Below are 17888 nucleotides of genomic sequence, written 5' to 3' on the forward strand. Positions count from 1 at the left end.
AAAAAGAAGAGGCGTTTCCATAAATGCCCTTTGTCAAGGTGAATTTGACAAAACGTGCGGTCAAATACCGCTTTTTAGCCAAAAATCCTGTAAAATCTTCAGAGCTGATCCAGTGCAAAAAAGGCCGGTTCATGAAACCCGGCCTTTTTTGATATGTCTCATTTGTTCATTTATGCGGGACGCGCGGCAAAAATTTGAAAGGTAACGCCGAACGGATCGGTGACAATGCCGTAGGCGGGACTGAAATAAGTCTCCTTCAGCTCAAGCTTGACCTCGCCCCGCTCGCTCAGCTTGCCGAACAGCCGCTTGGCCGAAGAAACGTCAGCTGCCGTTACGCAAATGGACAATTGTTTTCCGCTTTGGAAAGGCAGTTCAGGAATGATGTCGGCGATCATCAGGACGGCGTCGCCGATTGTCAAAACGGCGTGTGCGATGAAATCCAATTCGTCTTCCTTAAAATTCGCCGCCTCATCTGCAGGGCCTTCGCCAATCGTCTGACTGAACTTTACTTCAGCATCGAGTACATGACGATAATAATCAATCGCTTCCTTTGCTCTTCCATTCATTAGGATGTAAGGTGTAAATTGCGTTTTCATAGAGGGAACATCTCCTTTTTTTGTTGATCTAAGAAGATTGTATATTATAATGGTGACAACTTATGTCATGGTTAAAAAATGATTGGAGGTTTTCATGTCTAAAGCGAAACGATTGAATGAAATGATCATGATGGTAAACCGGAAAAAACGATTTACGGTCGGAGAGCTGGCGCAGGAATTCGGGGTTTCCAAGAGAACGGTTTTAAGGGATTTGCAAGAGCTCAGCGAAATGGGGGTGCCCCTCTATTCTGAAACCGGCCCCCACGGAGGATATCAGGTGTTAAATGAAAGGATTCTTCCTCCCATCGCCTTCAGCGAGAACGAAGCGATCGCCATCTTCTTTGCGATCGATGCGCTGAAGCATTATATATCCCTGCCGTTTGACGCCCAGTACGAGTCCATCAAAAAGAAATTTTATTTGAACCTTACAGGAGACATCCGGGATGCGATTGACAGTATGCAGGATCGCGTTGCTTTTTATACGCCTTATGAGCAAAAAGACGACATTCCGATCTTAAAGGTGCTGCTTGAGGCGGCAGTTCAGCAAAAGGTGTTGATCATCGAATATGAAGCAAATGGCGCAGCAAGCAAGAGAAACATTCAGCCGATCGGAATCTATGCCAATCAAGGGAAGTGGTATTGCCCGGCTTACTGCTTTTTAAGAAAGGACTACCGCATCTTCAGGTGTGACCGGATCAAGCGGGCCGAGCTTGATGAACATACGGCCCCGATTGATTTGACCGGTCTTAATTTAAAGAACCGTTTTTCAGCTGTGTCCCGGCCAAGGGAGACATTGGAATTATCCGTGAATCTGACAAAAAAAGGAATAGAACGGCACGGTTCACTCAAATGGCCGCACCTTGAGCTGCATGTAAAAGAAGACGGGTCCGGCGTGCTGAAAGGAGAGATCGCGCCGAAGGATATTGATTTTTTTGCGGATTATTTCATTTCATTCGGCCGGGAAGCAATTATTCAGAAGCCTTCCGAATTAATCGAAAGGATGAAGCGGACATTATCCGACATGCTGAAACAATACGGCTGAAAGGAAGACTCCGGTCAGACTGATCACGAAGACCGCAGCCTGCGTTTTTCCTGCATTTATAGCCCCTCAAAAAAGCGTGAAGACGCAAGTCTCATTCATCATCCCGTTAACGACACTCTCGATTCCTGAGAGTGTCTTATATTTGCCGTCAGAAGAAATTTTTACCCAAAAAAGTTGACGGCGGATTTAAAAGTTAGTATCATTACAAATATGAAATAAATATTACATTTGTGTTACAAAAGAAAATGATATGTTACGAGTTTAAAAGAAGATTGACAAAGGAGCATGCTTATGAAAAAAGCGATGGCTATTTTAGGATTCCTTGTACTCACAGCATCGCTGCTATTCATCATCAATAAAGGAACATCTCAAATAAACGCTTCACAAAATAGAAAAGCCGCGATTCACACGGAATATTACAAAGACATCAGTTCGCTTTCTTTTCCGGTATTCAGCGATTTGAAGGAAGAAGATGCCCAGCTGGCCAACGATGCGGTAAAACTTCATTTAAAAAACTCCTATAAAGAATTTCAAAAAATCGTTAATGATGCCGAAAAGAAGGATAAGGACGAGGAAAACGTCTATGAAACGTCCTACAAAGTCAAATACAACGAGGAAGGCAAACTGAGCTTTTTAATCTATGACTATCAGTTCTCCGGCGGTGCGCACGGCATGTACACCGTTACATCCTACAATTTTGACTTTGACAAGCACAAACAAGTCGTGCTGACTGACGTATTAAACAATCAGGCGAAAATCGAAAAGGCAAAAAACTATATTTTCAGCTATATTAACGAACATCCGGAACAATTTTATTCTGATTTGAAAAAGAGCGATATCCGCTTGGATGAACAGACGGCATTCTATTATACAAGCAGCGGAATTTCAATCATATTTCAGCAGTATGATATCGCCCCGTATGCGGCCGGAAACCAGGAAATAAAGCTTCCGTCGACGCTTTTATATTAGTCCCGGTATTAGAAACAATATTTGTAATAGAAACAGAGAAAGCAAGTCATGAAACAGGAGAGTGAGCAGCGATGTCTGGCAAACCATCATTTCGATGGGTTAAAATGTTGATTTTTTTAACGATATTAATAGGTTTGGCGGGGTACTCTTACAATAAGGTGTCAAGCAACAGCCAAGAGCCCCCTCAACCAAAAAAAGACCGCGGACAATCCGGCCTCGGCGTCGAATCCATGGTCAGCGACAGCAAACAAGAGCGGTATGCCATCCACTATCCGGTGTTTCACATAAAAGAAATCGATGAACAAATAAAAGCTTATGTGAATCAAGAATTGGCCGGTTTTAAAGAGGATAATGCAAAGGCCCAGGCTCAGGATGAAGACGGGCCTTTTGAACTGAACATCAAATATAAGGTTGTCTATTATACAAAGGATACGGCCAGTGTGGTGCTGAATCAATACATAGAGGCCGGGGGCGTTTCGGGTACAACGTCTGTCAAGACGTTTAACGCCGATTTAAAACAGAAAAAGCTGCTGTCCCTTCAAGACCTGTTCAAAGAAAATTCAGATTTTCTGAACAGGATTTCAAGCATTGCCTATCAGGAATTGAAAAATCGGAATCCGTCTGCCGACATGGCTTTATTAAAAGAAGGGACAAGCCCTCAGGAAGAGCATTTCAGCCGCTTCGCGCTCCTGGAAAACGAAGTCGAATTTTATTTTGAGAAAAAACAAACCGGTCTTGAGCAGTCTGTAAAAATAAAAAAAGAATGGGTAAAAGATATTTTAAAAGACCAATATCAAGATATGAAAAAGAATCGTCTTCAGGCAAAACGTGAACAGGAGCCTGTCCCCCTTCCGAAACAAGCGAAAATAAATCCTGATGAAAAAGTGATTGCTCTCACATTTGATGACGGCCCGAATCCCGCTACAACGAATAAAATATTGAACGCTTTACAGAAGCATGAAGGGCATGCGACCTTTTTCGTGCTTGGGAGCAGAGCCCAATATTATCCCGAAACGATAAAACGGATGCTGAAGGAAGGAAACGAAGTCGGCAACCATTCCTGGGACCATTCGTTATTGACAAGGCTGTCAAACGAAAAAGCGTATCAGGAAATTAACGATACGCAAGAAATGATCGAAAAAATCAGCGGACACCAGCCGGCACACTTGCGTCCTCCATACGGCGGGATCAATGATTCCGTCCGCTCGCTTTCCAATCTGAAGGTCTCATTGTGGGATGTTGATCCGGAAGATTGGAAGTACAGAAATAAACAAAAGATTGTCAATCATGTCATGAGTCATGCGGGAGACGGAAAAATCGTCTTAATGCACGATATTTATGCAACGTCCGCAGAAGCGGCTGAAGAGATTATTAAAAAGCTGAAAGCAAAAGGCTATCAATTGGTAACTGTATCTCAGCTTGAAGAAGTGAAGAAGCAGAGAGGATATTGAATAAATGAGAAGAAAGCGCCATATCGGCGCTTTTCTTTTGCAAGAAAATATAGGGAAAACGATATTTGTTAAAAATTCCAAATATTTATACAATAGCATGTGTTTCACTTTGAAAGGGGAGAGGAGAATCATGAAACAGCACAAACGTCTTTATGCCCGATTGCTGCCGCTGTTATTTGCGCTCATCTTCTTGCTGCCTCACTCTGCAGCAGCGGTGGCAAATCTTAATGGGACGCTGATGCAGTATTTTGAGTGGTACATGCCAAATGACGGACAACATTGGAAACGCTTACAAAACGACTCGGCATATTTGGCTGAACACGGTATTACTGCCGTCTGGATTCCCCCGGCATATAAGGGAACGAGTCAAGACGATGTGGGCTACGGCGCTTACGATCTGTATGATTTAGGGGAGTTTCATCAAAAAGGGACGGTTCGGACAAAGTACGGCACAAAGGGAGAACTGCAATCTGCGATCAACAGTCTTCATTCCCGGGACATCAACGTTTACGGCGATGTAGTCATCAACCACAAAGGCGGTGCTGATGCGACCGAAGATGTAACGGCTGTTGAAGTCGATCCCGCCGACCGCAACCGTGTAACATCAGGAGAACAGCGAATCAAAGCGTGGACACATTTTCATTTCCCGGGGCGCGGCAGCACATACAGCGATTTCAAATGGCATTGGTACCATTTTGACGGAACCGATTGGGACGAGTCCCGAAAGCTGAACCGCATCTATAAGTTTCAAGGAAAGGCATGGGATTGGGAAGTTTCCAATGAAAATGGCAATTATGATTACTTGATGTATGCCGACATCGATTATGATCATCCTGATGTCGCGGCAGAAATAAAGAGATGGGGAACGTGGTATGCCAATGAGCTGCAATTGGACGGATTCCGCCTTGATGCCGTCAAACACATTAAATTTTCTTTTTTGCGGGATTGGGTCAATCATGTCAGGGAAAAAACAGGGAAGGAAATGTTTACGGTAGCCGAATATTGGCAGAATGACTTAGGCGCGCTGGAAAACTATTTGAACAAAACAAATTTTAATCATTCAGTGTTTGACGTGCCGCTTCATTATCAGTTCCATGCTGCATCGACACAGGGAGGCGGCTATGATATGAGGAAATTGCTGAACGGAACGGTCGTTTCCAAGCATCCTTTGAAAGCGGTTACGTTCGTCGATAACCATGATACACAGCCGGGGCAATCGCTTGAGTCGACTGTTCAAACATGGTTTAAGCCGCTCGCTTACGCTTTTATTTTGACAAGAGAAGCAGGCTACCCGCAGGTTTTCTACGGGGATATGTACGGGACGAAAGGAGCCTCGCAGCGCGAAATTCCTGCCCTGAAACACAAAATCGAACCGATTTTAAAAGCGAGAAAACAATATGCGTACGGAGCACAGCATGATTATTTCGATCATCATGACATTGTCGGCTGGACGAGGGAAGGCGACAGCTCGGCTGCAAATTCCGGTTTGGCGGCGTTAATAACAGACGGACCCGGCGGGGCAAAGCGAATGTATGTCGGCCGGCAAAACGCCGGTGAGACATGGCATGACATCACCGGAAACCGTTCCGATCCGGTTGTCATCAATTCTGAAGGCTGGGGAGAGTTTCACGTAAACGGCGGGTCGGTTTCAATTTATGTTCAAAGATAGAAGAGCAGAGAGGACGGATTTCCTGAAGGAAATCCGTTTTTTTATTTTGCCCGTCTTATAAATTTCTTTGATTACATTTTATAATTAATTTTAACAAAGTGTCATCAGCCCTCAGGAAGGACTTGCTGACAGTTTGAATCGCATAGGTAAGGCGGGGATGAAATGGCAACGTTATCTGATGTAGCAAAGAAAGCAAATGTGTCGAAAATGACGGTATCGCGGGTGATCAATCATCCTGAGACTGTGACGGATGAATTGAAAAAGCTTGTTCATTCCGCAATGAAGGAGCTCAATTATATACCGAACTATGCAGCAAGAGCGCTCGTTCAAAACAGAACACAGGTCGTCAAGCTGCTCATACTGGAAGAAATGGATACAACAGAACCTTATTATATGAATCTGTTAACGGGAATCAGCCGCGAGCTGGACCGTCATCATTATGCTTTGCAGCTTGTCACAAGGAAATCTCTCAATATCGGCCAGTGCGACGGCATTATTGCGACGGGGTTGAGAAAAGCCGATTTTGAAGGGCTCATCAAGGTTTTTGAAAAGCCTGTCGTTGTATTCGGGCAAAATGAAATGGGCTACGATTTTATTGATGTTAACAATGAAAAAGGAACCTATATGGCAACACGTCACGTCATTGGTCTGGGCGTCCGCAATGTCGTCTTTTTTGGGATCGATTTGGATGAGCCCTTTGAACGCTCAAGGGAAAAAGGCTATCTTCAGGCGATGGAAGGCAGTCTGAAAAAAGCAGCGATTTTCCGGATGGAAAACAGTTCAAAAAAAAGTGAAGCACGCGCGCGGGAAGTGCTTGCATCCTTTGACGCACCTGCAGCGGTTGTTTGCGCTTCGGACCGAATCGCGCTCGGGGTTATCCGCGCGGTGCAATCGCTTGGTAAAAGAATTCCGGAAGATGTCGCGGTCACCGGCTATGACGGGGTGTTTCTCGACCGGATCGCTTCGCCTCGCCTGACAACCGTCAGACAGCCTGTTGTTGAAATGGGAGAGGCTTGCGCGAGAATCCTGCTGAAAAAAATCAATGAAGACGGAGCGCCGCAAGGCAATCAATTTTTTGAGCCGGAGCTTATTGTCCGCGAATCGACTTTGTAGGGTGTCTCATTCTGTTACCGTTAACAAGCTGAAAATGATTGTTCCTGTTACCGCCGTCATGATAATTTCAGAATAAAAGCCGGTTTATCACAGCCGGACAACCAAAAGGGGGAAACATGATGGAATATGCAGCGATACATCATCAGCCTTTCAGCTCTGATGCCTATTCTTACAATGGACGGACATTGCACATCAAGATCCGTACAAAAAAGGATGATGCCGAACACGTCCGCTTGGTTTGGGGCGATCCTTACGAATACACCGGCGGCACATGGAAAGCGAACGAGCTTGCGATGGCGAAAATTGCCGCAACAAGCACCCATGATTACTGGTTTGCCGAAGTGGCGCCTCCATTCAGGCGTCTGCAATACGGATTTATCCTGACAGGCGCTGATGATCGAGACACTTTTTACGGAAGCAATGGTGCATGTCCGTTTGCCGGGAAAGCGGCGGATATAGGCAAACACTGTTTTAAATTTCCGTTTGTTCATGAGGCAGACACGTTTGATGCACCTGACTGGGTCAAATCAACCGTCTGGTATCAAATTTTTCCGGAGCGCTTTGCCAGCGGGCGGGAAGATTTGTCTCCGGAAAACGCTTTGCCATGGGGAAGCAAAGATCCTGAGGCGCACGATTTTTTCGGAGGGGATTTGCAGGGGATCATGGACAAGCTGGACTATTTGGAAGACTTGGGGGTAGGCGGAATCTATTTGACGCCGATCTTTGCCGCGCCTTCCAACCATAAATACGACACATTGGACTATTGCTCGATCGATCCGCATTTTGGCGATGAGGAACTCTTTCGCACGCTGGTCAGCCGGCTTCACGAGCGGGGAATGAAGATCATGCTTGACGCTGTTTTTAACCACATCGGCAGCGCTTCGCGAGAGTGGCAGGATGTCGTCAAAAACGGTGAAAAGTCCCGTTATAAAGACTGGTTTCATGTTCATTCTTTCCCTGTTAAAGAAGGCGGTTACGATACATTTGCGTTTACTCCCGAGATGCCGAAGCTCAATACGGCCAACCCGGAAGTTCAGGCTTATTTGCTTGATATCGCGCTGTACTGGATCCGCGAATTTGATATCGACGGCTGGCGTTTGGATGTGGCGAATGAAGTCGATCATGCGTTTTGGAAGAAGTTTCGGCAAGACGTTACGGCAGAAAAGCCCGACATTTTTATATTGGGTGAAATCTGGCATCAGGCTGATCCGTGGCTTAGAGGAGACGAATTTCATTCGGTCATGAACTACCCGTTCACAGAACCGATGATTGACTATTTTGCAGACGGATCGATTTCAGCTTCGCAAATGGCCAGCCGCATCAATTCGCATCTCATGAGCGGGATGAAGCAGGTCAATGAGGTGATGTTTAATTTGCTGGACAGCCATGACACAAAGCGGATTTTGACAAGGTGCGGAGGCGATGAGAAAAAGGTGCGCTCTCTTTTGGCATTTATGTTTGCTCAGACAGGCTCGCCGTGCATTTATTACGGAACCGAAATCGGGCTGGACGGCGGGGATGACCCATTGTGCCGGAAGTGCATGGTTTGGGAAGAGGAGAAACAGAATCAAGAGATGCTCACATTTATGAAACGGCTGATCGCTTTGCGAAAACAAGAAAATGATGTATTGACTTATGGAGCGCTCGAGTGGAGGCTGGTTGACGACGAAAACGATTTTGTCAGTTTTTCCCGAACGCATGAAGGAAAAGAGCTGATCTACTTCTTCCACCAGGGCAGCGAAGTGCGTCGTGTCAGATTGCGGGATTTGAAGATTGCAAGCGATAAAAGAATATATGATGCGTGGTCGGAAGATACGCTTCATCATGATGATGCGGTCGACATACAGCCAGGCGGGTTTTTCATTTTGGGGGCGGTTTAAATTCTGTTACCGTTAACAGAATTTAAACTATTGTAACCGCTTTCTATCGAGGATTACAATTGTCTCAGATTCTAAGATAGAAGGGGGAAAAAAGATGCAACATTTAAAAAAAGGATTTATAGCGATGCTGGCGTCAGTTCTGCTGTTCGGTCTTGCCGCCTGTTCAAGTTCAAAGGAAACGGGGGGCAGCAGCGGGAAAAAAGTGCTCACCGTGTCTGTAGAAGAGGTCTATAAACCTTACGTTGAAAGCATAAAGGAAGGTTTTGAAAAAGAGAATGATGTGACAGTCAAAATTGTTGAAAAGCCAATGTTCGATCAGCTTGAAGCGCTTCCTCTTGACGGCCCGGCAGGCAATGCGCCCGATGTCATGCTTGGGGCATACGACCGTATCGGCGGCTTAGGGCAGCAAGGGCATTTGTTGGAAGTCAAACCGTCTGATACTAAAAGCTTCGGAGACAAAGAAATGCAGCAAGTAACAGTTGACGGAAAAGTCTACGGAATCCCGCTTGTTATTGAAACTCTCGTACTCTATTACAACAAAGACCTGTTAAAAGCGCCGCCAAAAACCTTTAACGAGCTTGAGGATTTAACAAAAGACAAGAGGTTCGCTTTTTCTTCGGAAAAAGGAAAATCGACCGCTTTTCTCGCAAAGTGGACGGACTTTTACATGTCATACGGTTTAATGGCGGGATACGGCGGATATGTATTCGGAGCTGAAGGCACGGATTCAGGAGACATCGGTCTGAACAACAAGGGAGCCGTGGAAGCGGTGGAATACGCCGAGAAATGGTTCAGTGAATATTGGCCGAAAGGCATGCAGGACAATACGAGCGCTGACGATTTTATTCAGCAGACCTTTATGGACGGAAAAGCAGCGGCTGTTATCGGAGGCCCCTGGTCGGCTTCCAATTATAAAGAAGCCGGTTTGAACTACGGCGCCGCGAAAATCCCGACATTGCCAAACGGAAAAGAATATGCCCCGTTTGCAGGCGGAAAAGGCTGGGTCGCCTCAAAATATACGAAAGAGGCGGAGCTTGCTGAAAAGTGGCTGCAATATGCCGCAAATGACGAAAACGCTTACCGTTTTTATGAAGATACGAACGAAGTTCCGGCCAACCTCGCCGCACGAAAAAAAGCAGGGGAACAAAAAAGCGAGCTGACGTCGGCGGTCATCACACAATACGAAACGGCGACGCCGACTCCAAACATTCCGGAGATGGCCGAGGTGTGGACAGGTGCAGAAAGCCTGATATTTGACGCAGCAGCAGGGAAAAAATCGGCTCAGCAATCAGCGGATGATGCCGTCGGCGTAATCAAAGAAAACATTAAAGAAAAGTATGTGAAATAAAACGGCGGTTTTAGCGTCCGGAAGAATAGAGGGCGAAAAAAATGAACAAAGACCAAACACTTGCAAAACGGAGCCGGAAGGCAGCGCTGTTATCGATTATTCCCGGTGCTGGCCAGATTGCAAACCGGCAGTTTTCAAAGGGGATCCTTTTTCTTGTCATCACAGGCTTGTTTATTTGTGAGTTAGCGGTTTTCGGTTATCAGGCGCTGATCGGCCTCGCGACACTGGGGACTGTCCCGGGAGAAGATCACTCGCTGTTTCTGTTGATAGAGGGCACGCTGCAATTGATATTGACGCTCGTTTTTCTGATGTTTTACATCTTTAATCTGTATGATGCCCGGAAGACCGCCGCGATGAAAGCGGCGGGTTTGAAAATCAGCGAGACGGCCGGGGATATGATCAGAAATGCAGGTGACAAAGGGTTCCCGTATTTATTTACGCTGCCGGCATACCTCATGATGGTGTTTGTGATTATTTTTCCGGTGCTGGTGACTCTGTTTATCGCGTTTACAAACTACGATTTTTATCATATTCCGCCTAACAGTCTCATCGACTGGGTCGGCTTTAAAAATTTCATGAACATCTTTTTCCTTGGCTCGTATCGGCAAACATTCGCCGATGTACTGGGCTGGACGATCATCTGGACGATCTGTGCGACGACGCTGCAAATTGTTCTCGGCATCGTGACAGCGCTGATCGTCAATCAGAACTTTATTAAAGGCAAGCGGATGTTCCGGATCATCTTCCTGCTTCCGTGGGCCGTTCCGGCATTTATTACGATTATGAGCTTTGCCAACATTTTCAATGACTCGGCGGGCGCGATGAACGTCCAAGTGATCCCGCTTTTGAACCAGCTTCCGTTCGTCGATATCCCGGCTGTCGCATGGAAGACCGATCCGTTCTGGACGAAGACGGCTTTGATTATGATTCAGACGTGGCTCGGTTTTCCATACATTTATGTCATGGTGACAGGGGTGCTTCAGGCGATTCCCGGAGAGCTTTATGAAGCGGCAAAGATTGACGGCGCGACATTTATTCAGCGCTTTAAACACATTACGCTGCCGATGATTTTATTTGCGACCGCACCGGTGATGATTACTCAGTATACGTTTAATTTCAATAACTTCTCGATCATCTATTTATTTAATGAGGGCGGTCCGGGGAGTGCGGGGGCCGGAGCCGGGTCAACCGACATCTTAATATCCTGGATCTATAAGCTGACGACGGGAACGTCGCCGCAGTATTCCGTGGCGGCTGCTGTCACACTGCTCATTTCTTTCATTGTCATCGGGGTTTCCCTGATTGCTTTTAAGAAATCGAATGCCTTCGGCAATGAGGAGGTCATGTAGATGAGAGGGATTTTCAAAAATACGCGGTTCACCGGGATGTTGAACAAAGTTTCGACCTATATATTTTTAACGTTTTTAAGCATCGTGATTATTTATCCGCTTTTGATCACGGCATCATCTGCATTTCGGGTCGGGAATGTAGCGGCTTTTACACTCGATTTTTCGGGCGCATGGACATTGGACCACTTTAAGCGGCTGTTTGAAGAGACGCTTTATCTCAACTGGTACGGGAATACGCTTGTAATCGCGCTGTCTGTCATGGTGTTCCAGGTGACGATTGTGACGCTTGCCGGCTATACGTACAGCCGCTACCGGTTTGCGGGCCGAAAAAAGAGCCTCATTTTCTTTTTGATCATTCAAATGGTGCCGACGATGGCGGCGCTGACCGCTTTTTACGTCCTGGCCATGCTGATCGGAGCTTTGGACCAATATTGGTTTTTAACTGCCATCTATATCGGCGGCGGAATTCCGATGAACACATGGCTGATGAAGGGCTACTTTGATACAGTGCCGAGAGAAATCGATGAAGCGGCGCGGATTGACGGCGCGGGGCACCTGCGGATCTTTGCTTCGGTCGTTCTGCCGCTTGTGAAACCGATGCTTGCAGTCCAGGCGCTGTGGGCGTTTATGGGGCCGTTCGGCGACTATCTGCTGGCGAAATTTCTGCTTCGCTCGCCGGAAAGCCTGACTATCGCCGTCGGTTTGCAGACATTCATCTCCAATCCGCAGCAGCAAAAAGTCGCGCTGTTTGCAGCCGGAGCGATTCTTGCAGCTCTGCCGATTTGCATCTTGTTTTTCTTTCTCCAAAAGAACTTTGTGTCCGGTTTGACATCTGGCGGAACGAAGGGATAAACCGATGAACGACATGCGAAACGAAAAGCTGATCGTCCGCTTTCTTAAAGCAGCGGCATCACCGGCGGGCGTCATGCGCTGCAAACATGCATTCAGCTGGCTCGAAATTTCTTTTCTGTTTATGTTTTTGACAGCTTGTTTAACGGCGCCCGTGACGATTGCGTTGATGAAAATGGACCGCTTCAACGCCGGGGATTTGCTGCCAAACGTTGTTCAAAAGGCTGACGCGGCATTCATCAAACAATTAAAAGGCTACCAATTGACAAACGGGAGATTGACAGGCGCAGACGAGCTGTACCGTGTGGAGAAAGAGAAAACCTTGCTGGCGGTCGATTTGAAGCATGAATTGAAAACAAGCGGTGAGAACGGACGGATAAAGGCGGAAGGCGGCTATCAAAACGCGCTCATCTTTCAGTCAGATCATCTGATCATCAGCGATCAAAGCGGAGCGGGGTTTTCTGTCCGCTATCCGGCAAAGGCCGGGCTGAATGATCTGGATGCCGATCATATAGGGGATTTTATCGGTGCCATGTGGTTTGCCCAATATAAGCCGCTTATCATCATGCTGGCCTGTTCGGCGGTTTTCATCATCTCGCTTTTTGTAACAGCTGTTTTGGCGGGAGGCATCTGGATCTCCAAAAAATCCAACATGACCGGGATAAGGTCGTTTAAGGAAGCGGCCGCAGCGGCGGTGTGCGGATCAGCGCTTCCGGCAGCGGCTGCAATGGCTTTCGGTATGATCCGCTTTGACTTCATCATGATGCTGCTCATCCATTCGTGCGGAAGCGCTTTGATGGTCTCTTTCATTTTCAGGCATATATTCAAAACCCGCCATCACAACGAAAATCTTCAGTCAGGAGGAAATCATGGTAAATCAGCGGCTATTTGAGATCGACCAGTGGAAAATCAAAACAAACCAATTTGAAAAAGAACATAAGCGGCTTCAGGAAAGTCTGACATCCCTGGCGAACGGCTATATGGGGATCAGGGGGAATTTTGAAGAAAGCTATTCAGGCGAAAGTCTCAAAGGCACATATATCGCAGGGGTTTGGTTCCCGGACAAAACGCGTGTCGGCTGGTGGAAAAACGGCTATCCCGAATATTTCGGGAAAGTGATCAATGCGATGAATTTCATCGGAATTGATGTATATGTAGATGACGAAAAAGTCGACTTCAATCAAAACGGCATCGAATCGTTTGAATTGGAGCTCAATATGAAGGAAGGCATCTTGCGGAGAAGCGCTGTCGTTCGCGTGAATCAAAAGGCTGTCAAAATTTCGTCGGAGCGCTTTCTTAGCCTTGATGTCCAGCAGCTGTGCGCGATCCATTATGAAGCGGAATGCCTGACCGATGAGGCTGTTATTACACTTGTCCCTTATCTTGATGGAAATGTCGCAAATGAGGATGCCAATTTCGAAGAGCAGTTTTGGCAGGAAGAAGCGAAAGGCGCCGAATCTCATCGCGGTCATCTCGTGACGAAAACGATTGAGAATCCATTTGGAACGCCGCGTTTTACGGTGGCTGCTTCAATGTGCAATGTGACAGAAGGATATTTCAGCGAGCATTTTCAAACGGATGCGATGTACGCGGAAAACCGCTTCTGTTACGAAGTGAAGCCGGGAACAAAGGCTTCTTTAAAAAAATTGATCATTGTCACAACGTCCCGGGACTTTGAAGAAGCAGAGCTTTTAGTCAAGGGCAGGGAGCTTTTGGCTGATGTTCTTCAGCAGGGATATGAAGAAGCGAAGCGGAGGCATACCGAACATTGGATGGAAAGGTGGGCAAAAGCGGACATTGAAATTAAAGGGGATGATGAGCTTCAGCAGGGCATTCGGTACAACCTCTTTCAGCTTTTCTCGACATACTACGGAGCCGATTCGCGCTTAAACATCGGGCCGAAAGGATTCACCGGCGAGAAATACGGCGGAGCCGCCTATTGGGATACTGAGGCGTACGCCGTTCCTGTGTATTTGGCGACGGCCGAGCCGGAGGTGACGAAGAATCTGCTTTTATACCGATATCATCATTTGGAGGCAGCTAAACGGAATGCGGCCAAACTGGGGCTGAAGGGGGCCCTTTATCCGATGGTGACCTTCACAGGCGATGAATGCCACAATGAATGGGAGATCACCTTCGAAGAAATTCACCGCAACGGCGCAATCTGTTATGCGATCTACAATTATGTCAATTATACAGGCGACCGGGACTATATGAAAGAATACGGGATAGACGTTCTCGTCGAAATCAGCAGATTTTGGGCGGACCGCGTCCACTTCTCAAAACGTAACAACAAATATATGATCCACGGAGTTACAGGGCCGAATGAATATGAAAACAATGTCAACAACAATTGGTATACGAATTTGATTGCGTCGTGGACGCTTGAGTACACGCTCGAAAACCTCGCTGTCCTCCCGGAGGAAAACCGCCGCCGGCTTGATATACGGGAAGCCGAAATCGAGAAGTGGAAGGATATCATTGCGAAAATGTACTATCCATACAGTGAGGAATTAAATATTTTTATTCAGCATGATACATTCCTGGATAAAGAGCTTCAGGCAACGGATGAGCTTGAAGCGGATGACCGCCCGCTCTATCAGAATTGGTCATGGGACAAAATTCTCCGCTCCAGTTTTATTAAGCAGGCTGATGTTCTGCAAGGCATTTATTTCTTTAATCACCGATTTACGAAGGAAGAAAAACGGCGCAACTTTGAATTTTATGAACCGATGACCGTTCATGAATCGAGCCTTTCGCCGTCTGTCCATGCGGTGCTGGCGGCTGAACTCAAAATGGAAAAGAAGGCGCTTGAACTGTATAAGCGTACAGCGAGGCTTGATCTGGATAATTACAATCATGACACAGAGGAAGGGCTTCATATTACATCAATGACCGGAAGCTGGCTCGCGATCGTGCAAGGATTTGCCGGCATGCGGACCCAGGAGGAGACGCTGTCGTTTGCTCCGTTTTTGCCGAAGGAATGGGACGGTTATTCGTTTAACATCAATTATCGGAACCGGCTAATCAATGTGCAGGTAGAGGAAAACAGCGTCGCCTTCAACCTTGTAAAAGGAGAACCGCTTTCTATGACAGTTTATGGAGAGCAGATCGCACTGAACGGACGGTATGAAAGGAGGATGCCTGATGAGCCAATGGTGGAAAGAGGCAGTCGTGTATCAAATTTACCCGCGGAGTTTTTATGATTCCAACGGAGACGGATTCGGTGATTTGCAGGGCGTGATTCAAAAGCTCGATTACATCAAAAGCCTCGGAGCCGATGTTATCTGGCTGTGTCCTGTGTTTGACTCTCCGCAGGATGACAACGGCTACGACATCAGCGACTACAGAAGCATATACGAAAAGTTCGGGACGAACGATGATATGTTTCAATTGATTGATGAAGTGCATAAACGCGGAATGAAAATCATCATGGATCTTGTCGTGAACCACACGTCTGATGAACATGCCTGGTTTGCCGAAAGCCGCAAGTCAAAGGACAATCCTTACCGTGATTATTATTTTTGGAAGGATCCAAAGGCGGACGGTTCAGAACCGAACAATTGGGGATCGATCTTTTCAGGGCCGGCGTGGACATTCGATGAGCGGACAGGGCAGTATTATCTTCACTACTTTTCGAATAAGCAGCCTGACTTAAACTGGGAGAATGAAGCGGTTCGCCGGGAAGTATACGATTTGATGACGTTTTGGATGGACAGAGGCGTGGACGGCTGGCGGATGGATGTGATCGGTTCCATTTCCAAATATGTCGACTTTCCCGATTATGAAACAGATGACAACCGTCCTTATGTCGTCGGCCGCTATCATTCAAACGGCCCCCGTCTGCACGAATTTATACAAGAGATGAACCGGGAAGTACTGTCCCGTTACGACTGCATGACGGTCGGCGAAGCAAACGGCTCAGATGTTGAAGAAGCGATAAAATACACGGATCCAAGCAGACATGAGCTGAACATGATTTTTACATTTGAACATATGGACATCGATACAAAACAACATTCGCCGAATGGGAAATGGCAGATGAAGCCGTTTGATCCGATCGCTTTAAAAAAGACGATGACGATGTGGCAGGCCGCTTTAATGAATGTCGGCTGGAACACGCTTTATTTCGAAAATCATGATCAGCCGAGGGTCATATCCCGCTGGGGCAATGACCGCGAACTGCGCAAACAATGCGCCAAAGCATTTGCAACGGTCCTCCACGGCATGAAGGGAACCCCGTTCATTTATCAGGGAGAAGAAATCGGCATGACAAACAGCGAGATGCCGCTCGAGATGTATGATGATCTCGAAATCAAAAACGCATACCGCGAACTTGTCCTCGAAAATAAAACGATGACAGAGGAAGACTTTCGAAAAGCCGTGGCGAAAAAAGGGCGGGATCATGCGAGAACGCCGATGCAATGGGATGACGGAAAACATGCGGGCTTCACAGATGGAGAGCCTTGGCTGGCGGTAAATCCCCGCTATCAAGAAATCAATGTGAAAGAATCGCTCTCAGATGAAGATTCGATTTTCTATTATTATCAGAAGCTCATCGGGCTGCGCAAACAACATAAAGTCATCGTCTACGGAGACTACCGGCTGCTGCTCGAGGATGATCCGCAAATCTTTGCGTATATCCGCGAATACCGGGGCGAAAAGCTGTTAGTTGCCGTGAATTTGTCAGAAGAAAAGGCGCTGTTTCATGCTCCGCCGGAATTGCTTGAAGACAAGTGGGATGTGCTGTTATCCAATTACGCCCGCGAGCGGCTTGATATAAGCGGCAGTATCGACATGGAACCCTATGAAGCTTTTATGATGATCAGCCGGGCAAAGGGTTCGACATTATGAAAGCGGTCATTTTTGACTTGGACGGCGTGATCACGGATACGGCCGAACATCATTATCTCGCTTGGAAACATACTGCCGAACAAATCGGCATTGAGATTGACCGGAGCTTTAATGAACGACTGAAAGGCATCGACAGAGAGCGGTCGCTTGACACGATTTTGATTCACGGCGGTGCGGCCGGAACATATCGTGAGGCGGAGAAACAAGAGATCATGCGCCGGAAAAATCAATACTACCAACAGCTGATCCAAAGCTTGACCCCGCATGACCTGTTGCCGGGAATCGCCGGGCTATTTTCCGAATTGAAAAGGGAAAATGTAAGCATCGCGTTAGCTTCGTCAAGCCGAAACGCGCCCGCTATTTTGGAACGGCTCGGGGTCATGGACGAATTTCAGGCTGTCGTTGATCCGGCAGGACTTGCTCACGGAAAGCCCGACCCCGAAATCTTTTTGACAGCCGCCGCGCTGCTCGGTGTGCCTCCGTCTGAATGTGCAGCAATCGAAGACGCTGAAGCCGGGATCGCCGCGATCAAATCCGCAGGGATGTTCGCCGTGGGAGTCGGTGATGAGACATCGCTGAGCGGGGCCGATTTGATCGTCCCCAACACAAACGAGCTGACATTTGAGCTGCTGAATGAAGGATGGCGGCGCTGTTGCTGCATAAGAGAAGACAAATGAATCGTAAAATGGCAGGCCGCCGCCGGCGGCCTTATTTGCAATCAGAGAGGAGAATTGCAACATCAAAATCAAGGCATTCGGCCGGCCGGAG

At 47.1% G+C, this 17888-nt stretch carries 14 protein-coding genes; 13 read left to right on the top strand and 1 reads right to left on the bottom strand.

The genetic code is table 11. From position 1 onward, the window contains the following. Nucleotides 1-170: 170 nt before the first annotated feature. Nucleotides 171-596, bottom strand: coding sequence for a VOC family protein (locus tag MHI30_RS03365; protein ID WP_075755245.1), 426 nt, complete (start codon nucleotides 594-596; stop codon nucleotides 171-173). 94 nt (nucleotides 597-690) lie between these two features. On the opposite strand from MHI30_RS03365, the gene MHI30_RS03370 reads away from it, so the two are divergent. From MHI30_RS03370 to pgmB, 13 genes are all read left to right on the top strand, one after another. Next, nucleotides 691-1638: a YafY family protein gene (locus MHI30_RS03370; RefSeq protein ID WP_075755247.1), complete on the top strand. Its 948-nt coding sequence runs from the start codon at nucleotides 691-693 to the stop codon at nucleotides 1636-1638. A 291-nt stretch (nucleotides 1639-1929) separates the two neighbouring features. Next, a complete protein-coding gene (locus MHI30_RS03375) occupies nucleotides 1930-2607 on the top strand; it encodes a DUF3298 and DUF4163 domain-containing protein (RefSeq protein WP_075755249.1) in 678 nt (225 codons plus the stop codon). Nucleotides 2608-2678: 71 nt separating this feature from the next. Beyond that, nucleotides 2679-4058 carry a polysaccharide deacetylase family protein gene (locus tag MHI30_RS03380; RefSeq protein WP_075755251.1) on the top strand — a complete coding sequence of 460 codons (1380 nt, stop codon included), beginning with the start codon at nucleotides 2679-2681 and terminating at the stop codon, nucleotides 4056-4058. Nucleotides 4059-4188: 130 nt separating this feature from the next. Next, nucleotides 4189-5727 carry an alpha-amylase gene (gene amyS, locus MHI30_RS03385; protein ID WP_075755366.1) on the top strand — a complete coding sequence of 513 codons (1539 nt, stop codon included), beginning with the start codon at nucleotides 4189-4191 and terminating at the stop codon, nucleotides 5725-5727. 162 nt (nucleotides 5728-5889) lie between these two features. Next, nucleotides 5890-6840, top strand: coding sequence for a LacI family DNA-binding transcriptional regulator (locus MHI30_RS03390; protein ID WP_009329171.1), 951 nt, complete (start codon nucleotides 5890-5892; stop codon nucleotides 6838-6840). A gap of 116 nt (nucleotides 6841-6956) precedes the next feature. Further along, entirely contained in the window at nucleotides 6957-8720 is a 1764-nt protein-coding gene (locus tag MHI30_RS03395; RefSeq protein ID WP_075755253.1) for a glycoside hydrolase family 13 protein, read from the top strand. 94 nt (nucleotides 8721-8814) lie between these two features. After that, on the top strand, nucleotides 8815-10068 hold the full coding sequence (locus tag MHI30_RS03400) for an extracellular solute-binding protein (RefSeq protein ID WP_075755255.1): 1254 nt from the start codon (nucleotides 8815-8817) through the stop codon (nucleotides 10066-10068). Nucleotides 10069-10109: 41 nt separating this feature from the next. After that, the gene (locus MHI30_RS03405) at nucleotides 10110-11417 is read left to right on the top strand and encodes a sugar ABC transporter permease (protein ID WP_075755257.1); all 1308 of its coding nucleotides are present in this window, start codon (nucleotides 10110-10112) and stop codon (nucleotides 11415-11417) included. Then, the gene (locus MHI30_RS03410; RefSeq protein WP_075755258.1) at nucleotides 11418-12269 is read left to right on the top strand and encodes a sugar ABC transporter permease; all 852 of its coding nucleotides are present in this window, start codon (nucleotides 11418-11420) and stop codon (nucleotides 12267-12269) included. A 4-nt stretch (nucleotides 12270-12273) separates the two neighbouring features. Next, complete coding sequence (locus MHI30_RS03415) at nucleotides 12274-13158, top strand: DUF1189 family protein (protein WP_075755368.1); 885 nt, start codon at nucleotides 12274-12276, stop codon at nucleotides 13156-13158. Continuing rightward, a complete protein-coding gene (locus tag MHI30_RS03420; RefSeq protein WP_075755259.1) occupies nucleotides 13136-15472 on the top strand; it encodes a glycoside hydrolase family 65 protein in 2337 nt (778 codons plus the stop codon). The genes MHI30_RS03415 and MHI30_RS03420 overlap by 23 nt, the downstream gene beginning before the upstream one ends. Beyond that, entirely contained in the window at nucleotides 15414-17120 is a 1707-nt protein-coding gene (locus MHI30_RS03425; protein ID WP_075755260.1) for an alpha-glucosidase, read from the top strand. Before MHI30_RS03420 ends, MHI30_RS03425 begins: the two co-directional genes overlap by 59 nt. Beyond that, nucleotides 17117-17797 (top strand): beta-phosphoglucomutase, encoded by a 681-nt coding sequence (gene pgmB / locus MHI30_RS03430; RefSeq protein WP_075755261.1) that lies wholly within the window; start codon nucleotides 17117-17119, stop codon nucleotides 17795-17797. The genes MHI30_RS03425 and pgmB overlap by 4 nt, the downstream gene beginning before the upstream one ends. Nucleotides 17798-17888 lie beyond the last annotated feature (91 nt).

Origin of the sequence: Bacillus sp. FSL L8-0528 (genome assembly GCF_038593085.1) — a bacterium.
Lineage (GTDB): Bacteria > Bacillota > Bacilli > Bacillales > Bacillaceae > Bacillus > Bacillus paralicheniformis.

Bases quoted from the DNA above. Each gene is read 5' to 3' on its own strand.
- MHI30_RS03365 (WP_075755245.1), bottom strand. From the start codon at position 596: ATGAAAACGCAATTTACACCTTACATCCTAATGAATGGAAGAGCAAAG.
- MHI30_RS03405 (WP_075755257.1), top strand. From the start codon at position 10,110: ATGAACAAAGACCAAACACTTGCAAAACGGAGCCGGAAGGCAGCGCTG.
- MHI30_RS03390 (WP_009329171.1), top strand. From the start codon at position 5,890: ATGGCAACGTTATCTGATGTAGCAAAGAAAGCAAATGTGTCGAAAATG.
- amyS (WP_075755366.1), top strand. From the start codon at position 4,189: ATGAAACAGCACAAACGTCTTTATGCCCGATTGCTGCCGCTGTTATTT.
- MHI30_RS03375 (WP_075755249.1), top strand. From the start codon at position 1,930: ATGAAAAAAGCGATGGCTATTTTAGGATTCCTTGTACTCACAGCATCG.
- MHI30_RS03395 (WP_075755253.1), top strand. From the start codon at position 6,957: ATGATGGAATATGCAGCGATACATCATCAGCCTTTCAGCTCTGATGCC.
- MHI30_RS03420 (WP_075755259.1), top strand. From the start codon at position 13,136: ATGGTAAATCAGCGGCTATTTGAGATCGACCAGTGGAAAATCAAAACA.
- MHI30_RS03415 (WP_075755368.1), top strand. From the start codon at position 12,274: ATGAACGACATGCGAAACGAAAAGCTGATCGTCCGCTTTCTTAAAGCA.
- MHI30_RS03370 (WP_075755247.1), top strand. From the start codon at position 691: ATGTCTAAAGCGAAACGATTGAATGAAATGATCATGATGGTAAACCGG.
- MHI30_RS03410 (WP_075755258.1), top strand. From the start codon at position 11,418: ATGAGAGGGATTTTCAAAAATACGCGGTTCACCGGGATGTTGAACAAA.
- MHI30_RS03380 (WP_075755251.1), top strand. From the start codon at position 2,679: ATGTCTGGCAAACCATCATTTCGATGGGTTAAAATGTTGATTTTTTTA.
- pgmB (WP_075755261.1), top strand. From the start codon at position 17,117: ATGAAAGCGGTCATTTTTGACTTGGACGGCGTGATCACGGATACGGCC.
- MHI30_RS03425 (WP_075755260.1), top strand. From the start codon at position 15,414: ATGAGCCAATGGTGGAAAGAGGCAGTCGTGTATCAAATTTACCCGCGG.
- MHI30_RS03400 (WP_075755255.1), top strand. From the start codon at position 8,815: ATGCAACATTTAAAAAAAGGATTTATAGCGATGCTGGCGTCAGTTCTG.